Annotated in this window: 21 protein-coding genes; 16 read left to right on the plus strand and 5 right to left on the minus strand. The window is 60.9% G+C overall.

Annotation, left to right across the window (positions count from 1 at the left end):
• Positions 1-3 precede the first annotated feature (3 nt).
• The 16 genes from ruvB to MN186_RS00480 all read left to right on the plus strand — a co-directional run bounded on the left by ruvB (position 4) and on the right by MN186_RS00480 (position 16,488).
• Positions 4-1,071 (plus strand): Holliday junction branch migration DNA helicase RuvB, encoded by a 1,068-nt coding sequence (ruvB, locus tag MN186_RS00405; protein ID WP_420838875.1) that lies wholly within the window; start codon positions 4-6, stop codon positions 1,069-1,071.
• 58 nt (positions 1,072-1,129) lie between these two features.
• Complete coding sequence (locus tag MN186_RS00410) at positions 1,130-1,795, plus strand: hypothetical protein (RefSeq protein ID WP_242110821.1); 666 nt, start codon at positions 1,130-1,132, stop codon at positions 1,793-1,795.
• Positions 1,796-2,332, plus strand: a complete 537-nt coding sequence (thpR, locus tag MN186_RS00415) for an RNA 2',3'-cyclic phosphodiesterase (protein ID WP_242110823.1) — start codon at positions 1,796-1,798, stop codon at positions 2,330-2,332.
• A 30-nt stretch (positions 2,333-2,362) separates the two neighbouring features.
• Positions 2,363-2,746: a tol-pal system-associated acyl-CoA thioesterase gene (gene ybgC / locus MN186_RS00420; RefSeq protein WP_242110824.1), complete on the plus strand. Its 384-nt coding sequence runs from the start codon at positions 2,363-2,365 to the stop codon at positions 2,744-2,746.
• Between the two features lie 110 nt (positions 2,747-2,856).
• A complete protein-coding gene (gene tolQ, locus MN186_RS00425) occupies positions 2,857-3,552 on the plus strand; it encodes a protein TolQ (RefSeq protein WP_242110825.1) in 696 nt (231 codons plus the stop codon).
• Between the two features lies 1 nt (position 3,553).
• Positions 3,554-4,036, plus strand: coding sequence for an ExbD/TolR family protein (locus MN186_RS00430; protein ID WP_242110826.1), 483 nt, complete (start codon positions 3,554-3,556; stop codon positions 4,034-4,036).
• A 9-nt stretch (positions 4,037-4,045) separates the two neighbouring features.
• Entirely contained in the window at positions 4,046-5,107 is a 1,062-nt protein-coding gene (locus MN186_RS00435; RefSeq protein ID WP_242110827.1) for a hypothetical protein, read from the plus strand.
• 203 nt (positions 5,108-5,310) lie between these two features.
• Entirely contained in the window at positions 5,311-6,624 is a 1,314-nt protein-coding gene (gene tolB, locus MN186_RS00440; RefSeq protein ID WP_242111191.1) for a Tol-Pal system beta propeller repeat protein TolB, read from the plus strand.
• A gap of 147 nt (positions 6,625-6,771) precedes the next feature.
• Positions 6,772-7,278 carry a peptidoglycan-associated lipoprotein Pal gene (gene pal, locus MN186_RS00445; RefSeq protein WP_242110828.1) on the plus strand — a complete coding sequence of 169 codons (507 nt, stop codon included), beginning with the start codon at positions 6,772-6,774 and terminating at the stop codon, positions 7,276-7,278.
• A gap of 26 nt (positions 7,279-7,304) precedes the next feature.
• Positions 7,305-8,138 (plus strand): tol-pal system protein YbgF, encoded by an 834-nt coding sequence (gene ybgF / locus MN186_RS00450; protein WP_242110829.1) that lies wholly within the window; start codon positions 7,305-7,307, stop codon positions 8,136-8,138.
• A gap of 14 nt (positions 8,139-8,152) precedes the next feature.
• Positions 8,153-9,388 (plus strand): tRNA lysidine(34) synthetase TilS, encoded by a 1,236-nt coding sequence (gene tilS / locus MN186_RS00455; RefSeq protein WP_242110830.1) that lies wholly within the window; start codon positions 8,153-8,155, stop codon positions 9,386-9,388.
• Between the two features lie 88 nt (positions 9,389-9,476).
• Complete coding sequence (gene ftsH / locus MN186_RS00460) at positions 9,477-11,393, plus strand: ATP-dependent zinc metalloprotease FtsH (RefSeq protein WP_242110832.1); 1,917 nt, start codon at positions 9,477-9,479, stop codon at positions 11,391-11,393.
• 140 nt (positions 11,394-11,533) lie between these two features.
• Positions 11,534-12,445, plus strand: a complete 912-nt coding sequence (locus MN186_RS00465; protein WP_242110834.1) for a DMT family transporter — start codon at positions 11,534-11,536, stop codon at positions 12,443-12,445.
• A 157-nt stretch (positions 12,446-12,602) separates the two neighbouring features.
• Entirely contained in the window at positions 12,603-14,279 is a 1,677-nt protein-coding gene (locus tag MN186_RS00470) for a formate--tetrahydrofolate ligase (RefSeq protein WP_242110835.1), read from the plus strand.
• 99 nt (positions 14,280-14,378) lie between these two features.
• The gene (folD, locus tag MN186_RS00475) at positions 14,379-15,281 is read left to right on the plus strand and encodes a bifunctional methylenetetrahydrofolate dehydrogenase/methenyltetrahydrofolate cyclohydrolase FolD (protein WP_242110836.1); all 903 of its coding nucleotides are present in this window, start codon (positions 14,379-14,381) and stop codon (positions 15,279-15,281) included.
• Between the two features lie 136 nt (positions 15,282-15,417).
• Entirely contained in the window at positions 15,418-16,488 is a 1,071-nt protein-coding gene (locus MN186_RS00480) for a Hint domain-containing protein (protein ID WP_242110837.1), read from the plus strand.
• A 15-nt stretch (positions 16,489-16,503) separates the two neighbouring features.
• Here MN186_RS00480 and MN186_RS00485 read toward each other — a convergent pair whose 3' ends face one another.
• The 5 genes from MN186_RS00485 to MN186_RS00505 all read right to left on the minus strand — a co-directional run bounded on the left by MN186_RS00485 (position 16,504) and on the right by MN186_RS00505 (position 22,405).
• A complete protein-coding gene (locus MN186_RS00485; protein WP_242110838.1) occupies positions 16,504-17,298 on the minus strand; it encodes a crotonase/enoyl-CoA hydratase family protein in 795 nt (264 codons plus the stop codon).
• Positions 17,299-17,357: 59 nt separating this feature from the next.
• A complete protein-coding gene (locus tag MN186_RS00490) occupies positions 17,358-17,801 on the minus strand; it encodes a PaaI family thioesterase (protein WP_242110839.1) in 444 nt (147 codons plus the stop codon).
• A gap of 72 nt (positions 17,802-17,873) precedes the next feature.
• Entirely contained in the window at positions 17,874-18,536 is a 663-nt protein-coding gene (gene pdeM, locus MN186_RS00495) for a ligase-associated DNA damage response endonuclease PdeM (protein ID WP_242110840.1), read from the minus strand.
• Between the two features lie 56 nt (positions 18,537-18,592).
• Positions 18,593-21,007: a ligase-associated DNA damage response DEXH box helicase gene (locus tag MN186_RS00500; protein ID WP_242111192.1), complete on the minus strand. Its 2,415-nt coding sequence runs from the start codon at positions 21,005-21,007 to the stop codon at positions 18,593-18,595.
• A gap of 105 nt (positions 21,008-21,112) precedes the next feature.
• Positions 21,113-22,405 carry a P-loop NTPase family protein gene (locus MN186_RS00505; RefSeq protein WP_420838876.1) on the minus strand — a complete coding sequence of 431 codons (1,293 nt, stop codon included), beginning with the start codon at positions 22,403-22,405 and terminating at the stop codon, positions 21,113-21,115.
• Between the last annotated feature and the right edge of the window lie 90 nt (positions 22,406-22,495).

Below are 22,495 nucleotides of genomic sequence, written 5' to 3' on the forward strand. Positions count from 1 at the left end.
TCCATGACTGCCTCTGACCCACTGAACACGCCGGACCCGACGCTGCGCGCCAACCCGCGGCCGGAAGACGCAGAAGATGCCAACCGTGCCCTGCGCCCGCAAACCTTGGGTGATTTCATCGGTCAGGCCGAGGCCCGCGCCAACCTGCGCATCTTTATCGAAAGCGCGCGCAAGCGTGGCGAGGCGATGGATCATGTGCTGTTTCACGGCCCTCCGGGTTTGGGCAAAACCACGTTGGCGCAGATCATGGCGCGCGAGTTGGGCGTGAACTTCCGCATGACGTCCGGCCCAGTGTTGGCCAAGGCCGGTGATCTGGCCGCGATTCTGACCAATCTGGAAACCAATGACGTGTTGTTCATTGACGAAATCCACCGCCTGAACCCGGTGGTGGAAGAGGTGCTGTATCCTGCACTTGAAGATTTCGAACTGGACCTTGTGATCGGCGAAGGCCCCGCCGCGCGCACCGTTCGGATCGAGCTGCAGCCCTTCACGCTGGTGGGGGCAACCACGCGGCTTGGTCTGCTGACCACGCCTTTGCGCGACCGTTTCGGCATTCCGGTGCGGCTGCAATTTTACTCGGTTGATGAACTGCATGAGATTGTCACCCGCAACGCGATCAAGCTGGGCGCGCCTGCGGACGATGATGGCGCGCGCGAGATTGCGAAACGCGCGCGTGGCACGCCGCGGATCGCTGGGCGGCTCTTGCGCCGCGTGGTCGATTTCGCGGTAGTCGAGGGCGACGGGCGCATCACGCGCGACTTGGCCGATAATGCGCTGACGCGATTAGGCGTTGATCATCTGGGATTGGACGGCGCGGACCGGCGCTATCTTGGTTTGATGGCCGAGCACTACGGTGGTGGCCCGGTGGGCATCGAAACTCTGTCCGCCGCCCTGTCCGAAAGCCGCGACGCACTGGAAGAAGTGATCGAGCCGTTTCTGCTGCAACAAGGCCTGATCCAGCGCACCCCGCGGGGGCGGATGTTGGGCCAGATTGCGTGGCGGCATCTGGGCCTGACCGCCCCCGCGCCTCAGCCGCGCGGGTCGGGGCAGGGACAACTTTTCGAAGGTTAACCCTTGAAACGTGCGCCTATTTGCGGGACATCACCCCCAGAAGATCCGGAGACGCGATATGGCTGACGCCCCTCTTATGACGCCAGAACATGTGACCGCGCATTTCACCCGCGCAAATGGTGACTTCGCCTTCGCTCGCTGGGGCCGCCCCATCGTGCCGGTCGTGTTCGGCGTTGAAGACGCCACGCTAGAGGTCGTGAAGGGTGCGATCGAAGCGGTGGTGACGCTGGCCGGTCACAAGATGGCCGAGACCGACCCGGAATTGGGCGCCAACCTGATGGTGTTCTTCTTTCGCGATTGGGACGAGTTGCTGGACGTGCCGAAACTGGGCGAGATGATCCCTGACCTCCTGCCGCTCGTGGCGCGTTTGAAAGCCGCCGGAGCCACCCAGTATCGCGCGTTTCGGTTCGACAATGACAACGCCATTCAGGCCTGTTTCACCTTTGTCTGTATGCGGGGCGCGATGGCGGACCAACCGGCCGAGACGCTGGCTCTGACCCAAGCCGTGCAGGCGGTGTTGCTGTGGAGCGAGGATGCGTTTTCCACCAAAAGCCCGCTGGCGGTTCTGCCGGATGGCCAGACGATCCTGCGTCCAGAAATCGCGGCGTTGATTTCGGCGGCTTATGATCCGGTGCTGCCAGCGGCGGCGGATGACGCGTCACATGCGCTAAGGATTTTCGCACGGATGCAAGCGGGCGGCGCGTCACAGGCACAGTTGCACTGAATGCGCTGTTTCCTTGCCCTTCCCCTGCCAGATGATCTGGCCGCGCAGCTTGCGGGTTTTGCATTGCGTCTAAAGGTCGGGCGCCCGGTGCCCGAGGAGAATATCCACCTGACGCTGGCCTTTCTGGGCGAGCAACCTATTGACGCGCTTGAGGAACTGAACACCGAGCTGGAGATGCTGCACGCCCCACCCGCGACCGTCGATTTGGCCGGGCTGACCGCGTTGGGCGGCGGGGTGCCGTCTGTTCTGGCGGTTGGGGCCGACGGCGTTGACTTGCTGCACAAACAAGCCAAACAGGCGGTGCGTCGCGCCGGAATCACACTGCCGTATCGGCGTTTTCGCGGGCATGTGACGTTGGTGCGAATGCCCCAAACCCCCACGACTGACGATTTGGCGTCGTTGGGTCGTGCGTTGGAAACCCACGGCGCGATCCGCTACCCGACCGTCACGCTGGGCACGCTGTCGCTTTATCGCTCGGACCTTCGCGCCGATGGTGCGCGGTACGAGCGGCTGGCGGATTATCCCTTGCGCGGCTAGGGTCGGGATGATTTGAAGCACGAGGGCCCCATGCACCACTTCCCCATCCGCGTTTACTATGAAGACACCGACATGGCAGGGATCGTCTATTACGCCAATTATCTGCGTTACATCGAACGCGCGCGGTCAGATTGGGTGCGCGAGATCGGGATCGACCAGAACGCGATGCGCGAAGACGGGCTGGTGTTCGCGGTGCGCCGGGTCGAAGCGGACTATCTGTCATCGGCGCGTTTTGACGAAGAGTTGCAGGTTGAAACATCTGTTCAGCAGGTCACAGGCGCGCGACTTGTGATGGAGCAGGTGGTCAAACGCGGCGAAGAGCGTTTGTTTGAAGCCCTTGTCACCATCGTCTGCGTGTCGGACACCGGCCAACCCGCCCGGCTTCCGGCAAATATCCGCCGTTTGGTTCACTGACCCCACGACTTTCATGCCGATGACGCGGTTTTGATGGCATTCCCCGTGGCAATCCGCTATGAAACATGCAGATAAGCTGCCCAAAGAGGCGGCGGTACAGAGGCAGACATATGGAAACGGAAACGCTTCAGGCGGCGGCGGAGATCGACTTCTCCTTCTTCGCCCTTTTTCTTCGCGCGACATTCACGGTCAAGTTGGTGATGCTGCTTTTGATTGCAGCCTCGATCTGGTCGTGGGCGATCATCATCACGAAACACATGGACTTTCGCCGCGCTCGCGCGGATGCCGAGGCGTTCGACCGCAAGTTCTGGTCGGGCGAACCACTGGACGAGCTGTTTGACCAGATCGGGCCGACGCCAGACGGGCCCGCGGAAAAGGTCTTTTCGTCCGGGATGCTGGAATGGCGGCGCAGTCATCGCGCCGATGGCGGGTTGATCGCTAATGCACAGTCGCGCATTGACCGGTCGATGGACGTGGCCATTGCAAAACAAGGCGAAGAGCTGAACAAGGGTCTGAGCTTTCTGGCAACTGTTGCCTCGACCGCGCCCTTCGTGGGTTTGTTCGGCACGGTCTGGGGCATCATGCACGCCTTTGTCGAGATTGCGCAGCAACAAAACACCAACCTGGCCGTCGTCGCCCCCGGTATTGCCGAGGCGCTTTTGGCCACCGGTCTGGGCCTTCTGGCGGCCATCCCGGCGGCTGTTTTTTACAACAAGCTAAGCGTGGACAGCGACAACATTCTGGCGGGCTACGAGGCTTTCGCGGACGAGTTCGCCACCATCCTCAGCCGTCAGCTGGACAGCTGATATGAGCGCGGGTGTGCAACAAAGCGGGGGTGCGGATCGCCGCGCCCGGCGCGGGCGGCGTCGCGGCAAGCATCGCCGCGTGATGGCCGAGATCAACATTACCCCCTTCGTAGACGTGATGCTGGTGCTGCTGATCATCTTCATGGTGGCCGCACCGTTGATGGTCGTCGGTGTGCCGGTTGAACTGTCCAAGACCGCCGCCAAATCGCTGGACGCGCCCGAGGAAGAGCCGCTGGCGATCACCATCACCGAAGAAGGTCAGATATTCCTGCAAACCACAGAAATTGCGCAAGACGAGCTGATCACCAAGCTGCGCGCTGTGGCCGCTGAACGCGCTGACAACAAAGTGTTCTTGCGCGCCGATGGTCAGGTGGCATGGGATGCGATTGCCAAGGTGATGGGCGCGCTGAACGCGGCTGGCTTCACCTCGATCGGGTTTGTGACCGAAGGTGGCGGGCCAAGTCTGACCGGCACGGACAACTAGGGCAGGGTCATGCGCAGAGGTCTTTACATCTCGGCATCTGTCCACGGGATCCTGATCCTGTGGGTGCTTTTCGGCGGGGCCTTCAACTGGTCGCGCGACGAAGAGCTTGTGCAGGTGTCTGATGTCTCGATCATCTCGGAAGACGAATTTGCAGCGCTCAGTGCGCCACGTGGCGAGGCCGCGACAGAAGGCGACACGCCCCCCGCACCGCGCCCGACGCCCGAGCCTGAGCCTGAGCCTGCGCCAGAACCAGTGCCCGAACCGGAACCGGCCCCTGAACCCGAACCCGCGCCTGAACCTGAACCTGAACCCGAGCCGGAACCCGTCCCCGAGCCTGAAACAGCGCCGCCCGCGCCCGCGCCGCGCGTGGCCCCGACCCCTGCGCCGGAACCCGAAACGCCGGTCGAGGAAGCACCCGAGGTGGTTGAAGCACCAGAGCCGTCGCCCGAGCCGACACCAGAGCCTCTGCCCGAGGAAGTGACGCCGACCGCGCCGCCTGAGGCGTCGACCCAGATCGTGACGGAAGCTGACGAACCGATAGAGGATCCGTCCTTGGCCCCCGCGACCTCGTCGCGCCCGAAAACGCGGCCTGATCGTCCGGCCCCGGTGCAAACCGCTGAACCCGAAACGCCCGCCGAGGCCCCGACTGAAACACCCGCCCCCGCGAACAACGCCGCCGCTGTTGCCGCCGCCGTGGCCGATCAGGTCGCGGGTGGCGAGACCGACCGCCCGGCGCAGGACGTGCCAGAAGGCCCACCGCTGACGCGCGGCGAAAAAGACGGATTGCGCGTGGCAGTCAGCCGGTGTTGGAACCTTGGGTCTGCCTCGACCGATGCGATGACCACCACAGTCGTCGTGATGGTGTCGATGAGCCGCGATGGCAAACCCGAAGGTATCCGCATGGCATCCTGGGAAGGTCCGTCGGAAGGGGCCGCGAACACCGCCTTTCAAGCCGCCCGGCGTGCAATCATCCGGTGCGGTGCCAGCGGCTTTGACCTTCCGGCCGAGAAATACGGTCAGTGGCAGGAAATCGAAATGACCTTCAACCCCGAAAAGATGAGGATCAAATGATGCGGCGTGGCTTTGACATCTATCCCGGGGCGCAGACACCTAACGGTGGGCATGGCACCGCCTGTGTACGGCGGGGCAAATTTCCCCCTGCCATTGGGCGCAGGAAAACGTGTAAGAACCGAGTAAAACAACATGAAGAGGGAATTGGTCGCATGAGCATCGAACTCAAGAAGCTGATCCTCGAACGATCCACGGGCGTTGTAATGTCGGCGATGATCGCCGTCATGGTCTGCGTCGTTGGGCTGACCCGACCGGCGATGGCCCAAGGGCCGTTGCGCATCGAAATCACCGATGGCGTTATCGAACCATTGCCCTTTGCAATTCCGGACTTCCAAGCCGAAAACACAGAGGCGGGCGAATACGCACGTTCGATCGCGCGGGTGGTGGCGGCTGACTTGGTGGGCACCGGGCTGTTTCGGGAAATTCCGGCGGATGCGTTTGTGTCAGGCATCACCAGCTTTGCCAGCCCGGTCGCCTATGCCGATTGGAAAGCGATCAACGCGCAAGCGCTGATCACTGGGGCGGTATCGGCGTCTGGCGACAGCCTGAATGTGAAATTCCGGGTCTATGACGTCTTCTCTGGCCAACCACTGGGCGAAGGGCTTCAATTCTCGGGTGCCATTTCGTCTTGGCGTCGGGTGGCTCACAAGGTTGCTGATATCGTTTACAGCCGTATCACCGGTGAAAGCGGCTATTTTGACAGCCGCGTGGTGTTTGTGGCCGAAAGCGGCCCCAAGAACGCGAAGCGTAAGCGGTTGGCGATCATGGATTACGACGGTGCCAACGTGCAATACCTGACTGACAGTTCGGCGCTGGTGCTGGCCCCGCGTTTTTCGCCGACCGGGGACAAGATCCTTTACACCAGCTATGAAACCGGTTTCCCGCAGGTCTATGTGCTGGATGTGGCCACAGTGGGGCGGCAGGTGTTGTCGCAACAGCAAGGCACCATGACCTTCGCACCGCGCTTTTCGCCCGATGGCCGCACAATCGTCTATTCGCTGTCTATGGGAGGCAACACGGATATCTATGCGATGGATATCAACGGCGGCAACCCGCGGCGTCTGACCTCGACCCCCGCGATTGAAACGGCGCCCAGCTATTCGCCAGATGGCAGCCAGATCGTCTTTGAAAGCGATCGCTCGGGTTCGCCGCAGTTGTATGTCATGCCAGCAGGCGGCGGCGAAGCGACGCGGATCAGCTTCGGCCAAGGTCAGTATGGCACGCCTGTCTGGTCGCCGCGTGGCGATCTGATCGCGTTCACAAAACAATATGGCGGGCGCTTCCATATCGGCGTCATGCGCACTGATGGGTCCGAAGAACGCCTGTTGACTGCATCTTTCCTGGACGAAGGCCCGACTTGGGCTCCGAATGGCCGTGTCATCATGTTCACCCGTGAAAGCCAGGGGGCGACAGGGGCGCCGTCGCTTTATTCCGTTGACATCTCGGGCCGCAATTTGCGCCGTGTAGTGACGGAAGGTGCGGCGTCGGATCCGGCGTGGTCCCCGCTTTTGAAATAAGCGCAATTTTGCGCAAGGGGCGGGGTGCGCCAGCGGGTGTGTGCCGTTCCGTTTCCAAACGGCGTTTTTGCTGCTAAGCTTTCGCCAACGAGCAACAAATCGCCCGCCTATCAAACGGGCGGGATGAAAATGGACACAGGAACGATCATGAAAAGAATTGCAATGGCTTCGCTGGTTGTGGGTGCCTTGGCGCTGTCAGCCTGTTCAAAGGACCGTCTGGGCGATGAATACGGCACGGGTGGCTTGGGTGGCGATTATGTGGCGGGCAGCCCGTCCGACCCCAAATCGCCCGCCTATTTCCAGCAGACCATCGGCGACCGGGTGCTGTTTGCCATCGACCAATCGACCCTTAGCGCCGAGAACACCGAGATTCTGAACAAACAAGCGGCATGGCTGATGGAAAACCCGGCCTATACTGCCATTGTGGAAGGCCACGCAGACGAACAAGGCACGCGTGAATACAACCTTGCGCTGGGCGCGCGTCGTGCCTCGGCGGTGAATAACTATTTAATCGAACGGGGCGTGGCGCCCAACCGGTTGCAAACCGTCAGCTATGGCAAGGAGCGCCCGCTTGAGATCTGCTCGACCGAGGTATGTTACGCCAAGAACCGCCGGGCTGTGACCGTTCTGGCCGCAGGCGCGGCGACAAGCTGAGCCACGATCACGTGAAGGAGGTTCGGATGTTGCGCATATCCCGGCTGACCGCTGCCGCCATCGCCCTGTCGGTGGTCTTGGTGGCCCCTGCCACTGCACAGGATCGCAAGCAATCGTTGGCAGATATCCGGCAAGAGCTGTCGATGTTGTATGTCGAGGTCCAGAAGCTGAAGACCGAGCTGTCCACCACTGGGTCGGGTAGCGTTGTGTCGGGCGGTGGCAGTCTGACCCAACGGCTCGCGACCCTCGAAAGCGAGTTGTCACGCCTGACAGGCCAGACTGAGCAGCTTGAGTTTCGCATAAACTCGATCGTCAAGGACGGGACCAACCGCCTTGGCGATCTGGAATTCCGGCTGGTTGAACTTGAAGGCGGCGATGTCTCGAAACTGGGTGAGACCACCACCCTTGGCGGCGGTGAAGTGCCCGCTGCACCCGCCACAGCGCCCGCGCCTGCACAACCAATGGCGACCGAGCTTGCGGTGGGCGAGCGGCAGGATTTCGAAGCCGCCGGTGCGGCGCTGGAGGCGGGCGACTTTGCCACCGCCGCGACGCTTTACGAGACCTTCATCGAAACCTATCCCGGCGGGCCGATGACCGCCGAGGCGCATTTTCAGCGCGGCGAGGCGTTGACCGGGCAGGGCGACATCAAAGCCGCCGCACGCGCCTATCTGAACGCGTTCTCGGGTGCGCCGAACGGCGACCGTGCGCCCGATGCACTGTTCCGTCTGGGTCATGCGTTGGGTGAGTTGGGTCAGGTGTCTGAGGCCTGCGCCACGTTGGGCGAGGTCGGCAAACGCTTCCCCGGCACGCCTGCCGTCGAAGATGCGCAAGCTGCGCGCGCCAACCTTGGGTGCCAATGACACCAGAGGCGGCATTGACCGACGCCCTTGATCGGGTCCGCGCAGGCGGGCCCGTTTCGCGTTTGGGCGTCGCGGTGTCGGGCGGCGGGGACAGTATGGCGCTGTTGATGCTTGCGCTTGATTTGTGCCGGGCACAGGGCGTGACGTTGGCCGCCGCCACGGTTGATCATGGGCTGCGCACCGAATCAGCGGATGAGGCTCAGTTCGTGAAAGACACCTGTGCGCAGCATGGCATCGACCACACAACGCTGGTTTGGCAGGGCGCAAAGCAGGGCAACCTGCAACACAACGCCCGCCACGCGCGATACGACCTGCTGGCGGACTGGGCGCAGGGCGCCGGGCTGGATGCGGTGATGCTGGGCCACACGGCCGATGATCAGGCCGAAACCTTCGTGATGCGCCTTGCGCGCGGATCTGGCGTCGATGGCCTTGCCGCCATGCGCGCGGATTGGGAAGACCGCCGCGTGCGCTGGCTGCGCCCTCTTCTTGGTGTGACCCGCGCGGGCCTGCGCGATGTTCTGACCACGCGCAACCAGACTTGGATCGACGATCCATCGAACGAGGACCCGCGCTTTGATCGTGTCCGGGTGCGTCAGACGATGGGCGCGCTGGCGCAGCTTGGGCTGGACCGCGCGCGGCTGGTCGACACCGCCGAGCGCATGTCGCAGGCCCGCGACGCTCTGTCCTGGCTGGCCCATGACTGCGCCGTGCGCCTGTCGCGGGTCGAAGGCGGCGACGTGCATTTTGCGCTGCCCGCCTTTGCAACCTTGCCGGACGAAACCCGTCACCGGCTGCTGGCCCACGCGATCACCTATGTCTCGTCAACGCCGTATCGCCCGCGCTATGACGCCTTGCGCCGGGCCGAGGTCGACGCGTTGGCCGGACAGACCCGCAGCTTGCAGGGATGCCTGATCTCGCGCCGCGCCGACGCGCTTGTGATCGGGCGCGAGCCGCAGGCGGTGGCGTGGGAGCAGGCGGCGCCCGGCGCGTTGTGGGATGGGCGATGGGTGCTCGCCGCGCCGGATACCGCGACGGCCGAAGGGCTTGTCGTGATGGCTCTGGGCGACGGCATCGCCCAATGCAAAGACTGGCGCGCCACGGGTTTTGCGCGCACAACGCTGATGACCACCCCCGCCCTGTGGGCCGACACGCATCTGATCGCTGCGCCCCTGGCCGGTTTGGGCGACAATTCCTTGCTTATTCGCACCCCCAATACCGAAGAATTCCTATCAACCATTTTATCGCATTGAACATACCGCGATCATCCCTATTTTAGAGTGACAGCGCACAGCCCGCCGGTTCTGCGCCTCGTCGCCATGGCACGCAAAGGAGATACCCTTGGGCAACGCGAGAAATTTCGCTTTCTGGATCGTTCTGTTCCTGCTGATCTTGGCCTTGTTCAACCTGTTTTCGAACGGGCAGGCAGGGATGGCAGCATCGCAGGTCAGCTATTCAGAATTTGTGACCTCTGTCGACGGGGGCGAGGTCAAGACCGCGACTATCGACGGCGAGAAGATCATTTATCAGGGTGCAGACGGCACGATGTATCAGACCATCATGCCCCGCGACGCGGAAGTGTCAAACATGCTGATCGAACAAGGCGTCGAGCTGAAAGCCGAGCCGCAACAACAATCGGGCTTCATGAGCTTGATGACCCTGCTTCTGCCGGTGATCCTGCTGATCGGGTTCTGGTTCTTCATGATGAACCGGATGCAAGGTCGCGGGGGCGGTGGCGCCATGGGCTTTGGGAAATCCAAAGCCAAGATGCTGACCGAACGCGAAGGTCGTGTGACCTTTGACGACGTGGCGGGCATTGATGAGGCCAAGGAAGAGCTTGAGGAAATCGTGGAATTCCTACGCAACCCGCAGAAATTCAGCCGCCTTGGCGGTCAGATCCCGAAAGGGGCGCTGCTGGTTGGCCCTCCGGGCACCGGTAAGACGCTGCTGGCCCGTGCCATTGCTGGCGAAGCGGGCGTGCCGTTCTTTACCATTTCAGGTTCCGATTTCGTCGAGATGTTCGTGGGTGTTGGTGCAAGCCGTGTCCGTGACATGTTCGAACAGGCCAAGAAAAACGCGCCCTGTATCGTCTTTATTGACGAGATCGACGCCGTGGGCCGGTCGCGTGGCGCAGGTTACGGCGGTGGTAATGACGAACGCGAACAGACGTTGAACCAGCTTCTGGTCGAAATGGACGGGTTCGAGGCGAACGAGGGTGTGATCATCCTTGCCGCCACCAACCGTCGCGACGTGCTGGACCCCGCGCTTTTGCGTCCGGGCCGTTTCGACCGTCAGGTCACCGTGCCAAACCCCGACATCAAAGGCCGCGAGAAAATCTTGGGTGTTCACGCCCGCAAAGTGCCGCTTGGCCCAGACGCCGATATGCGCATCATTGCGCGGGGTACGCCGGGCATGTCTGGTGCGGACTTGGCGAACCTTGTGAACGAGGCCGCGTTGATGGCCGCCCGTGTGGGGCGCCGTTTCGTGACCATGGAGGATTTCGAGAACGCGAAAGACAAGGTCATGATGGGGGCCGAGCGACGATCCATGGTCCTGACCGATGATCAAAAAGAAAAAACCGCGTATCACGAGGCCGGACACGCCGTGGTTGGCCTGACCCTGCCACAATGTGATCCGGTCTATAAGGCCACGATCATCCCGCGCGGTGGCGCCTTGGGCATGGTGGTCAGCTTGCCCGAGATCGACCGGCTGAACTGGCACAAGTCGGAATGCGAGGAAAAGCTGGCCATGACCATGGCGGGCAAGGCGGCCGAGATTATCAAGTACGGCGAAGGAAACGTCTCGAATGGGCCGGCGGGCGATATTCAGCAAGCCTCGGGGCTGGCGCGCGCTATGGTGATGCGTTGGGGCATGTCCGACAAAGTCGGCAATATCGACTATGCCGAAGCGGCTGAAGGATATTCGGGCAACACCGCTGGCTTCTCGGTCTCGGCGCATACCAAAGAACTGATCGAGGAAGAGGTGAAGCGCTTCATCCAAGAAGCATATGAAACCGCCTTCAAGATCCTGACCGAAAAGAAGGACGAATGGGAAAACCTTGCCCAAGGGCTTTTGGAATACGAAACCCTGACCGGCGAGGAAATCCAGCGCGTGATGAAGGGCGATCCGCCCTCGAAAAGCGAGGATGACGATACGCCGGACGAAGGCAACGCGCCCTCGGTCACGGCAATTCCGAAAACCAAACCGCGCGCCAAACCATCGGACGATGGCGATCTGGAGCCTGAACCGACTGCCTGATTGCACGCGTAATCTATTAGCCCCCGGCACCGCCACGGTCCGGGGGTTTTTCTTTGTCGTCGGGTTTGCGCATGAAACGGATCGCGCTGGGTCGTATCGACGGGCATCAAAGTGACATACACAAATACAGGATCCGCGCCATGACCCGCCCAACGCCTATGATGCTGGACCTTACCAGCCTAATCATGCTTTTGGCTCTGGCCGCACTTTGGGGCGGGTCGTTCTTCTTTGCCGAGGTCGCGTTGCGTGAGTTGTCACCGCTGACCATAACCCTGCACCGGGTGTTCTGGGCCGCGCCTATCCTGTTTCTGGTGGTGCGCGCCAAGGGCATCCGCATTCCGACCGCACCCGGAATATGGGGGCGGTATCTGGTAATGGGCGCCTTGAACAATGCTATCCCTTTCACGTTGATTTTCTGGGGGCAGACGCAGATTGCGAGCGGTCTTGCCTCAATTCTGAACGCGATGACGGCGATGTTCGGTGCGGTCGTTGCTGGGGTGCTTTTGAAAGATGAACCTCTGTTGCCGCGCAAGATTGCAGGGGCTGCGCTGGGTGTGGCTGGGGTGATCATCATCATGGGCCCCGATGTGGTGACGGGTTTCAGCCTGACGAACCTGGCGCAATTGTCCGTGCTGTCGGCGGGCCTGTCTTATGCATTCGCAAGTGTATGGGGCAGAACGCAACTGTCTGGCCAGCCGCCCTTGATGAACGCGCTGGGCATGGTGACATGCAGTGTGGTTCTGATGTTGCCGGTCGTTCTGGCGGTCGAAGGCCCGCCCAGTCTGCATCTGTCGCCGACCATCTGGGCCGCGGTGCTGGGGATCGCAGGCTTGTCCACGTCGCTGGCCTATGTGCTATATTTTGCCATCCTCGTGCGGGCAGGCGCGGCCAACTTGATGCTGGTCACGCTGCTGATCCCGCCTTTTGCCATCGCGCTTGGGGTGCTGTTCTTGGGCGAAAGCCTGTCCGCCAGCGCCTATCTTGGGTTTGGCGTCATTGCGCTGGGCTTTCTTGTCACGGATGGCCGCTTGTTCACTGGGCGCCGCGGGTGACGTTTGGGCAACCATTGCGACGAAATAGACGGCAAACATGTCGGATTTCACCCTATGAGGCGCCTATAGTGTCGATATGTATCAAGGGATATGACGTTGCGGCATCGACATGCCCGCAATCTGTCCGATAACAGCGTTTGAACCTTAAGGATCCGCCATGAGCTATAAGTCCGACATCGAAATTGCCCGCGAAGCCAAGAAACGCCCCATTCAAGAGATTGGCGACGATCTGGGCATCCCGACCGAGCATTTGCTGCCGTTTGGGCATGACAAGGCAAAGGTCAGCCAGGACTTTATCAACTCGATCCAGGATCGCGAGGATGGCAAGCTGATTCTTGTCACCGCGATCAACCCGACCCCGGCGGGCGAAGGCAAGACAACGACCACGGTCGGGCTGAGCGACGGGCTGAACAAGATCGGTAAAAAGTCGATGATCTGTATTCGCGAAGCGTCGCTTGGGCCGAATTTCGGCATGAAAGGCGGCGCCGCCGGTGGTGGCTATGCGCAGGTCGTCCCGATGGAGGACATGAACCTGCACTTCACCGGTGACTTCCACGCGATCACCTCGGCGCACAGCCTGCTGTCGGCGATGATCGACAACCACATCTATTGGGGCAACGAGCTTGAGATCGACGAACGCCGCGTGGCGTGGCGCCGTGTGGTCGACATGAATGACCGTGCGCTGCGCGACATCGTGGTCAGCCTGGGCGGCGTGGCAAATGGCTTCCCGCGCCAGACCGGCTATGACATCACCGTGGCCTCCGAAGTCATGGCGATCCTGTGCCTGTCGGACAATCTTGAGGATCTGCAACGACGTCTGGGCGATATCATCGTCGCCTATACCCGCGCACGCACGCCGATCTATTGCCGTGACATTGGTGCCGATGGTGCGATGACGGTTTTGCTGAAGGACGCGATGCAGCCCAACCTGGTGCAGACGCTGGAAAACAACCCGGCCTTCGTGCATGGCGGCCCGTTTGCCAACATCGCGCATGGCTGCAACTCGGTCATTGCGACGAAAACGGCGCTGAAACTGGCGGATTATGTCGTGACCGAAGCAGGTTTCGGCGCTGATCTGGGCGCCGAGAAGTTCATGAACATTAAGTGCCGCAAGGCAGGACTTGCGCCCAGCGTCGTGGTGCTGGTCGCCACTGTGCGCGCGATGAAGATGAACGGCGGTGTTGCCAAGGCTGATCTGGGCCAAGAAAACGTAGATGCGGTCAAGGCCGGTTGCCCGAACCTTGGTCGCCACATCGAAAACCTGAAAACCTTTGGCGTGCCGGTTGTGGTCGCGATCAACCACTTCGTCACCGACACGGATGCCGAGGTGCAGGCGGTCAAGGACTATGTCGACACTCACGGGTCCGAGGCGATCGTGTCGCGCCATTGGGAGCTTGGCTCGGAAGGGTCTGCCGACCTTGCCCGCCGCGTGGCCGAGGTCGCCGATGCCGATATCGCCAGCTTCTCGCCGATTTATCCGGACGACATGCCGCTGTTTGAAAAGATCCAAACAATCGCCAAGCGCATCTATCGCGCCGACGAGGTGCTGGCCGATCAGAAAATCCGCAACCAGTTGCGCGATTGGGAAGAGGCGGGATATGGCAATCTGCCGGTCTGCATGGCGAAGACGCAATACAGCTTCTCGACCGATCCCAACCTTCGCGGCGCGCCCACTGGCCATTCGGTTCCTGTGCGCGAGGTCCGGCTGTCTGCAGGTGCCGGCTTCATCGTCGTCGTGTGCGGCGAGATCATGACCATGCCCGGCCTGCCGCGCAAGCCCGCAGCTCTGTCCATCGGGCTGACCGCAGATGGCGACGTCGAAGGTCTGTTCTGATCTTTGGGCGCGGTGCGGGTCTGGCCCGTTGCCGCGCCCCGGTCTCTTCTGTTACCGGTCGATCCAAGGGCGTATTTCAAGACATAAGGAGAGTGGGCGATGACAGCTCAGATCATTGATGGCAAAGCCTTCGCGGCAAGCGTGCGCGAAAAGGTCGCCGCCCATGTGGCGCGATTGAAAGACGAAAGCGGCATCACGCCCGGACTGGCCGTCGTATTGGTGGGGGAAGACCCGGCCAGTCAAGTCTATGTCCGATCAAAAGGCAAACAGACCGTCGAGGTCGGCATGAATAGCTATGAACATAAGCTGGAGGCCAATACCCCGGAAGCAGACCTGCTGGCGCTGATCGACAAGCTGAACAACGACCCCGCCGTGCATGGTATTCTGGTGCAACTGCCGCTGCCCGACCACATGCGCGAAGACCTTGTGATTAACTCGATTGATCCGGCGAAAGACGTGGACGGATTCCATATCTCTAATGTGGGGCTTTTGGGGACCGGGCAGAAATCCATGGTGCCCTGTACCCCGCTTGGGTGCCTTATGATGTTGCGCGAGCAGCTTGGATCGCTGTCAGGTCTGGACGCAGTGGTGATCGGACGGTCCAATATCGTTGGCAAACCGATGGCACAGCTTTTGCTGGGCGATAGCTGCACCGTCACCATCGCACACAGCCGCACCAAGGATTTGCCGGGTGTGGTCGGGCGTGCCGATATTGTCGTGGCCGCTGTGGGGCGCGCGGAAATGGTGCCGGGTGACTGGATCAAACCGGGCGCAACCGTGATCGACGTGGGCATCAACCGCATCGACGCGCCCGAAAAAGGCGAAGGCAAGACCCGCCTTGTAGGCGACGTGCATTTCGAAAGCGCGGCCAAGGTTGCCGGTGCGATTACCCCTGTGCCGGGCGGCGTTGGCCCGATGACCATTGCCTGCCTTCTGGCCAACACCCTGACGGCGTGCTGCCGCGCAAATGAATTGACCGAACCCGACGGTTTGACGGCCTAGCTGCTTCCGAAGAATGCACCGCTACGCCGTTTTTTATCTGTGCGCGTGGTTGGGTTTGTGATAATAGACACTGATATTTGTGGGGGCGTGCCTGAATCTAAAGGGCAGGCGGCGCCCCAAGTTTAATGAGGGTGCTATGTCTATTTCTATCTACGGAGCGTTTCGCGGTAACACGACGATGTCCTCCGATATGGCCACTTCCGGTGGTGTTGGGTCGACTTTTCAGATAAGTTCGTATGACAAAATCGCCATTTCCGATGGCGCCGATCCATCAATCATTTCGGGCGACGATGTCGTAAATGAAGTCCCGAATGACCCCACTCAGACCTTAAACGGAAAGATGTTCACTTGGGATTATACTATTGCGGTCACGGATGGCACGAACACCTATGAAATTGGTGTCATGGATTACGACCTGAACAACGATGGCCAGATGCAGACTCCAACTTGGTGGGGTGGCGGTGGCGAAGAGCAAGGGTATTTCCTTGGTTTTCTGAATGGTAATACTCCGCCCCTGAACACTCAACTAACCATTCAAGCTATCACCGACAATGGTCCGTCGATTGACGTCGCGACGGTTGTGCCATGTCTTGTCGCGGGCACGATGGTTGCAACGCCCGATGGCGCCCGCCCGGTGCAGGATTTGGGCGTCGGTGATCTGGTTTTGACCGCTGACCACGGCGCACAGCCGATCCGTTGGATTGGAGGGCGTGAATTGAATTTGCGCGACCTGCTTTTGTCACCCAAACTTCACCCGGTCCGCATCAAGGCGGGGGCATTGGGTCAGGGGATGCCGACGCGCGATCTTTGCGTTTCGCCACAGCATCGGATGCTGGTGCGATCACCTGTCGCCCGCCGAATGTTTGGCGGAGACGAGGTGCTGGTTGCGGCCAAGAAGCTTGTCGGGATGCCCGGTATTTATGTGGACGATGTCAGCGAAAGCGTCACTTATTACCACATTTTGCTGGACGATCATCAGGTTATCTTTGCCGAAGGCGCACCGACTGAAAGCCTGTTTACCGGCCCGCAGGCGTTGAAAGGTCTTGGCAAGGCAGCATATGACGAGATCGTCACGCTGTTTCCCGAATTGGCGGAACCCACTTATCGGCCAGCGATGGCGCGGCTTAGCCCCACAAAAGGGGCACAGATCAACACGCTGGTGCGCCGCCATGTGGACAATGACAAGCCGCTTGTCGCCCATTCCTGATCGAACGTCGCGCGTCTAATCCGTGAATTTGGGCGCGCGTTTCTGCATTCCCGCCACGACCGCTTCCATCTGATTGGGCTGACCCATCAACGCCTCTTGCGCGCGGCTTTCGGCAATCAGCGTGTCTTTGACCCCCATCAGTTCCGTGTCACGTATCAGGGCTTTCGCAGCGCGCACGGCGTCAGGGGATTTTTGCGCGATGGTGCGGGCGAGTTCTTGAGCGCGATCAAAGGGGGTGTTCGACAGTTCGGTTACGAACCCCCAGTCCAGTGCTTGCGCGGCTTGGAACTCTTCTGCGGTATAGGTCAGCTTGCGGATTACGTCGCCTCGCGCCAGCCGACGCATCAGGGCCATACCCCCCATGTCTGGGATAATCCCCCATCGCCCCTCCATGATCGAGAACCGCGTGTCGGGCGCGGCGATGCGCAAGTCGGCACCCAGCATGATCTGAAATGCGCCACCGAATGCATAGCCATGCACGGCGGCAATCACGGGCTGAGGCAGCTCGCTCCATACCATCGCGGCGGCTTGAAACAGATTGGCATGGCCGTGGGTGCGTTCGAGAAACACGCCCCCTTGCATGGCAAACTGAGCGATCTCGGGCATAGCGGCCAGATCCAGTCCGGCTGAGAATGCAGGTCCATCCCCCGCAAGCACAACGGCGCGGATATCGCGGCGCGCGGCCAATGTTTCGCCTGCGTCCACGATGGCGCGGATCATCTCCAGATCCAGTGCGTTGCGTTTGTCGGCACGGGTCAGGGTGACGGTGGCGACCTGGTTGTCTTCGGTCATGCGAACGCGGTGTGACATGGTTATTTCCTTCATCGGGTTGAGATGCGTGTGCCGCTTGGACGCCGCATCGCCAACCGTCATGTTGCGGCAGTTCGGATCGGGACCGGCACCATTGTGCCCAGAACTTTGGCGATCAGGATACGTTTGCCGTCTTGTTCAGCCCAAACATCCGCTTCGACCGGAATCAAGCGGCGGCCTTTGCGCAGCACGCGTCCCTCTGCTACTAGCCTGTCGCCCGTCGCTGGGGCCAGCAGGTTGATCTTGATTTCCGCAGTCAGAACCTCGTGCCCCTCGGGCATCACGGACAGCGCGGCATAGCCCGCCGCTGTATCCCCCAGTCCGAAAGTCAGGGCTGCATGACCAAACCCATGTTGCTGTCGCATACTGTCGGGGATCGGGGAAGTGATCTGGCAAGACCCGTTGGCAAGACGGGTCATATCGGCCCCGATCAATGTCATCAGGCTTTGCGCCGCGAAACTTGCGCGTATCTTGGTGATGGTATCTTCGGATAGGTCGGTCATGGGCGGCCCCTTTCGTCTGGCAGCCTAGCACGTTCAGCGTGCAGGGAAGCCGGAACGCCACGTCACAGATTGTCAGCGCGGCATCGGGATGGGCTGCGGTGGATCACCCAACAGAACCGCGTTGGCTTCGGGTCGCATTAGGCGGGAAAGAACGGAATGGTCGGTTCGAAGACCACCGGTATAGGTGCCATAAGATGGCATGATCACCCGGTCGCTATCGAACAGCATACATGGCCGGCTGACCGAGCGGCCCTTGAGATGCAATCGCGCCTTGGGGTGAAAATGCCCGGTAATCTCGCCCGCCGCACCGACGCGCGCGATGTGTCGAAAATGCAGCGGGGGCTGCAGAAGCTCGGCGAGATGGGTGCCTGCAAACTCAATGGGGCCGGGGTCGTGGTTGCCTTCGATCCAGACCCAGCGGCGCCCGGCCATCAGGCGGGCCAGCCAAATCGCCTCGACTTCGGGTAGGTTGTCGGACGCTTCAAGGTCGTCGAAACTGTCGCCCAGACAGACCACAGTGCGCGCGTTCGACGCCTCGATATCGGTTTGTAGCCTGTGCAGCGTGTCGCGCGTGTCATACGGAGGCAGGATCGCGCCGCCCTTGCGCGCCATGCGTTCGGATTTGCCCAAATGCAGGTCTGACACACATAATAGCCGCTCCTCCGGCCACCACAGCGCGCCGGAAGGCAGCAATGTCAGCTTCACCCCCGTGAAAATGAACTCGTACCCCTTCATTCATTCTTCCAAGTCGATTTTCGGCGCTGTTGCAAGGTTTTACTGCGATTTTCGGGCTAAGCCAGCCCTGCCTCTATCATAAGGCGATTTGCTTCGGCGCGCATCAAGGCCTCTTGCCCTGCGCCTTCGATGGGCACCTTGCCGACCTCAAGCAGAAGGGGGGCTGCAAAGGGGGTGACGCGGTCAGAGCGGACGTGGTCGATCCGCCCACCGGTGCGCGACAGCATTTCGTCAATCCGGCCGAAGCCAATCAGCCCGCGCATCGCCTCAACGCGGGTGATCGACAGCAGTAGATGGTCCGGATCGTATTTCCGAAGTGTGTCGTAAAGGATGTCGGCTGAGAACGTTGCCTGCCGCCCCGAGGATCGTTTGCCGGGCAGGTTCCGAGTGATCAGCCCGGCGATGGTCGCCGCCCCCTTGAAGCTGCGTTTCATCAGAGCGTTTTCCGCCAGCCACCCGTCCAGCCCATCGCGCAGACCGGTGGCGTCTAATGCGTCCACCGGGTTGTCCAGATGCGAGATCGACCAGATCAGTGTGGCATAGTCTGTGGCGACAAACCCCAGAGGGCCAAGGCCCATATCCTCCATCCGCCGCGTGATCATCAGGCCCAGCGTTTGTTGTGCGTTTTTACCCGCAAAGCCATAGACGCAAGTATGCGCGCGACCGTCATGGTCAAAACTTTCGACAAGAATGCGGCCAGCGCGGGGCAGTTGGCTGACCTCACGCTGCAACGCGATCCAGTCAAGCGTATGGCGCGGCAAGTCGGGCAGGGGCGAGCGGTGCAGCAGATCAAGGATGCGGTCTGACAGTTGGGTTGATGTCGCGAATTTGGTGCCGGAAAACACGGCAAGCTTGGGTTTGCGGCCCCGATCGCGGCTGACCTGCACTTCCATCTCGCGCAAGCTTTCAAACCGCACGATTTTGCCGCCCATCAGGAAGGTGTCGCCGGGCACCAGCGAGGCGGCAAAGCTTTCTTCGACCTCACCCAAAGCCTTACCGGATGAGGTGCCCGAGCGCCCCTTCATCCTGACCTTCAACCTGTCGGTGTCGATGATCGTGCCGATGTTCATCCGCACCTGTTGGGCCAGACGCGGATCGCGCAGCTGCCACAGCCCGTCGGCGCGCTGCATCAACTGCTGCCAGCGGTCATAGGCGCGCAGGGCGTAGCCGCCGGTCGCCACGAAATCGAGGCAGGCGTCGAAATCGGCGCGGGTGAGGCCCGCATAGGGGCCAGCGGTCGCGACCTCGGCAAACAGCGCATCTGCGCCAAACGGCGCGGCGCAGGCGGTGATCAGGATGTGCTGGCACAGCACGTCACGCGGGCCGGGGCCGCGCGGGTCGCCGTCAAGGTCATGGGCCAGAACGGCCTCGATCGCGGCGTGACATTCGATGACTTCCCACCGGTTTGCGGGCAGGATGAGGGCCTTGGATGGTGCGTTATAGCGGTGATTGGCCCGCCCGATCCGCTGCACAAGGCGTTTGACGTTTTTCGGGGCGCCCACCTGAATGACCAGATCAACATCGCCCCAATCCAGCCCAAGGTCTAGCGACCCGGTGCAGACGACAGCGCGCAGTGTGCCTGCGACCATCGCGGCCTCGACCTTCTTGCGTTGTTCCAGTGCCAGCGACCCGTGGTGAATGCCAATGGGAAGTGCGGCGTCATTGGCCATCCATAATTCGTGGAAGAAGATCTCGGCCTGCGCGCGGGTGTTGTGAAAAATGAGTGTGGTGTTGTGCTTTGCCACCTCGTTCAACACCTCCCGGATGGCGTATCGCCCGCCACCGCCTGACCACGGGGGCCGGGCGTCGGTGGCCAGCATGGCAATATCTGGTGCCGGGCCGGGGTCAGCGTGAAGGATTTTGCATAGGGTCGGATACGGGGCCAGAAAACGCGCCAGCGCGGGCGGATCTTCGACCGTGGCCGACAAACCGACCCGCCTGAGGACAGGGCAAAGCGCCTGTAGCCGTGACAGGCACAACATCAATTGATCGCCGCGCTTGCTGTCCGCCAGCGCGTGCAATTCATCCACCACGACACGTTTAAGGCCGGCAAACATCCGCGGCGCGTCCTCGTAGCTGAGCAAGAGGGCAAGGCTTTCGGGTGTCGTCAGCAGAATATGCGGCGGGTCGGCGCGTTGGGCTTTTTTACGGGCCTGGGTGGTGTCGCCCGACCGATCTTCGACCCGGATCGGCAGGCCCATCTCGTCAATCGGGGCAGTCAGGTTGCGCCGCATGTCGGCAGCCAGCGCCTTCAAAGGCGAGATATAAAGCGTGTGCAAACCGGGCGGTGGGGCTGTGCCCAGTTCGACCAGTGTCGGAAGGAACCCAGCCAAGGTTTTGCCACCGCCCGTGGGTGCAATCAGCATCACGGCGGGTGCATCTGCAGCGCCCAGCATTGCCAACTGGTGCGGATGAGGGTGCCAGCCGCGCCGGGCGAACCATTTTTCGAAGGTGGGGGGCAGGGTGGTCATGGCGCGAAGATAGGGAATACGGCGGTGCGTGAACATGCCTGAAATACATGCGCGCACGAAAAAGGGCGACACGCCATGTCGCCCTTTGCACTGAAATGCGGCGTACTAGTGCACGATTTCTTCTTCTTTCACGAACATGTTTTCCCATGCCCTGTCGATCAGTTCGGGCGTCATCTGGGGGGCCATCCCCTCGAAATCGCAGATCGACAGCATCTGGTCGACCAGAAAGACCGGCTGATAGTTGGCATAGATGTTGTCGATGGTCGGGTATTTGGTTTTGAGCAAATGAACCAGCGCGTCTTGCGACAGCGGCATCCCCTTCTTTTTAGCGACCATGGCAAAGATTTTCAGGAACCCTTCCTGATCCGGCCCGTCGATCTTGATCTTGTAGAAGATCCGACGCAGAGCCGCCCTGTCGAAGATCTTGTTTGGATGGAAGTTGGTCGAGAAGATAACCAGCGTATCGAATGGCACCTCGAATTTCTCGCCCGATTGCAGGGCCAAGATGTCTTTGTTTTCTTCCAGCGGGACGATCCAACGGTTGATCAGCGCCTGGGGCGGATCGGCCTGTCGGCCCAAGTCATCAACGATGAACACGCCGCCGGTGGATTTCAACTGCAACGACGCGGTGTAGGTCCGCGCCGTCGGGTTGTAAACCAGATCCAGCATGTCCAGCGTCAGTTCACCGCCGGTGATCACCGTCGGGCGTTCGCACAGCACATAGCGGCGGTCGTATTTCTTGGACACCCTGCGCAGGGCGTTGGGGTCGCCGTCTTCGTCTTCGGCCAGCGTGTGCACGATCGGGTCATAAACGGTGATCACCTGTCCCGAATACTCAATTGCGCGAGGCACATAAATCTTGTCGCCCAACGCGTCGCGAATACCGTTCGAGATCGAGGATTTTCCGTTGCCCGGCGGTCCATACATCAGGATCGACCGGCCCGAGCCGACAGCCGGCCCAAGCTGGTCCAGCAGATCGGGTGGCAGGATCAAATGACCCATAGCACCCGTCAACTGCTCGCGCGACATGTGAATGTTTCGGATTGACTGGCGTTTGACCTGTTCGGCATAGACCTGCATCGGCACCGGCATCGCGCCGAAATATTCAGATTGCGAGAGCGCATCCAGCGCGCGGGCCTTGCCGGTGTCGGACAGGCGATATCCCATTTCAGACGATTTAGATCCAGCATGAAGTGTGCCCATCGCCTCGACCAACCCGCCGTCACGGCACATATCAATCAATTCTTGAACCACGCGGGCGGGCACACACAGGGTGCGTTCCAGATCGCTGATCAGTTCAAGATTGGTGCGAAACATGGTTTTCAGCAAGATGTCCCGCATCATCACCAGCGACAATCCGGTTTCCGACAGACTCATCGCGGGTGATGGTGCGATCATGTCCGCGCTATGTATATTCATTGTCATGCCCGATCATTTGTTGCGGTTTTCTACAGCCTGGTCAATAAATTGACCAAATAATTACAAAGC

Source organism: Aliiroseovarius sediminis, from assembly GCF_022678485.1.
In the GTDB taxonomy this organism is placed as follows: domain Bacteria; phylum Pseudomonadota; class Alphaproteobacteria; order Rhodobacterales; family Rhodobacteraceae; genus Aliiroseovarius; species Aliiroseovarius sediminis.

Bases quoted from the DNA above. Each gene is read 5' to 3' on its own strand.
- ruvB (WP_420838875.1), top strand. From the start codon at position 4: ATGACTGCCTCTGACCCACTGAACACGCCGGACCCGACGCTGCGCGCC.
- MN186_RS00410 (WP_242110821.1), top strand. From the start codon at position 1,130: ATGGCTGACGCCCCTCTTATGACGCCAGAACATGTGACCGCGCATTTC.
- thpR (WP_242110823.1), top strand. From the start codon at position 1,796: ATGCGCTGTTTCCTTGCCCTTCCCCTGCCAGATGATCTGGCCGCGCAG.
- ybgC (WP_242110824.1), top strand. From the start codon at position 2,363: ATGCACCACTTCCCCATCCGCGTTTACTATGAAGACACCGACATGGCA.
- tolQ (WP_242110825.1), top strand. From the start codon at position 2,857: ATGGAAACGGAAACGCTTCAGGCGGCGGCGGAGATCGACTTCTCCTTC.
- MN186_RS00430 (WP_242110826.1), top strand. From the start codon at position 3,554: ATGAGCGCGGGTGTGCAACAAAGCGGGGGTGCGGATCGCCGCGCCCGG.
- MN186_RS00435 (WP_242110827.1), top strand. From the start codon at position 4,046: ATGCGCAGAGGTCTTTACATCTCGGCATCTGTCCACGGGATCCTGATC.
- tolB (WP_242111191.1), top strand. From the start codon at position 5,311: ATGTCGGCGATGATCGCCGTCATGGTCTGCGTCGTTGGGCTGACCCGA.
- pal (WP_242110828.1), top strand. From the start codon at position 6,772: ATGAAAAGAATTGCAATGGCTTCGCTGGTTGTGGGTGCCTTGGCGCTG.
- ybgF (WP_242110829.1), top strand. From the start codon at position 7,305: ATGTTGCGCATATCCCGGCTGACCGCTGCCGCCATCGCCCTGTCGGTG.
- MN186_RS00465 (WP_242110834.1), top strand. From the start codon at position 11,534: ATGACCCGCCCAACGCCTATGATGCTGGACCTTACCAGCCTAATCATG.
- MN186_RS00470 (WP_242110835.1), top strand. From the start codon at position 12,603: ATGAGCTATAAGTCCGACATCGAAATTGCCCGCGAAGCCAAGAAACGC.
- folD (WP_242110836.1), top strand. From the start codon at position 14,379: ATGACAGCTCAGATCATTGATGGCAAAGCCTTCGCGGCAAGCGTGCGC.
- MN186_RS00480 (WP_242110837.1), top strand. From the start codon at position 15,418: ATGTCTATTTCTATCTACGGAGCGTTTCGCGGTAACACGACGATGTCC.
- MN186_RS00485 (WP_242110838.1), bottom strand. From the start codon at position 17,298: ATGTCACACCGCGTTCGCATGACCGAAGACAACCAGGTCGCCACCGTC.
- MN186_RS00490 (WP_242110839.1), bottom strand. From the start codon at position 17,801: ATGACCGACCTATCCGAAGATACCATCACCAAGATACGCGCAAGTTTC.
- pdeM (WP_242110840.1), bottom strand. From the start codon at position 18,536: ATGAAGGGGTACGAGTTCATTTTCACGGGGGTGAAGCTGACATTGCTG.
- MN186_RS00500 (WP_242111192.1), bottom strand. From the start codon at position 21,007: ATGACCACCCTGCCCCCCACCTTCGAAAAATGGTTCGCCCGGCGCGGC.
- MN186_RS00505 (WP_420838876.1), bottom strand. From the start codon at position 22,405: ATGATCGCACCATCACCCGCGATGAGTCTGTCGGAAACCGGATTGTCG.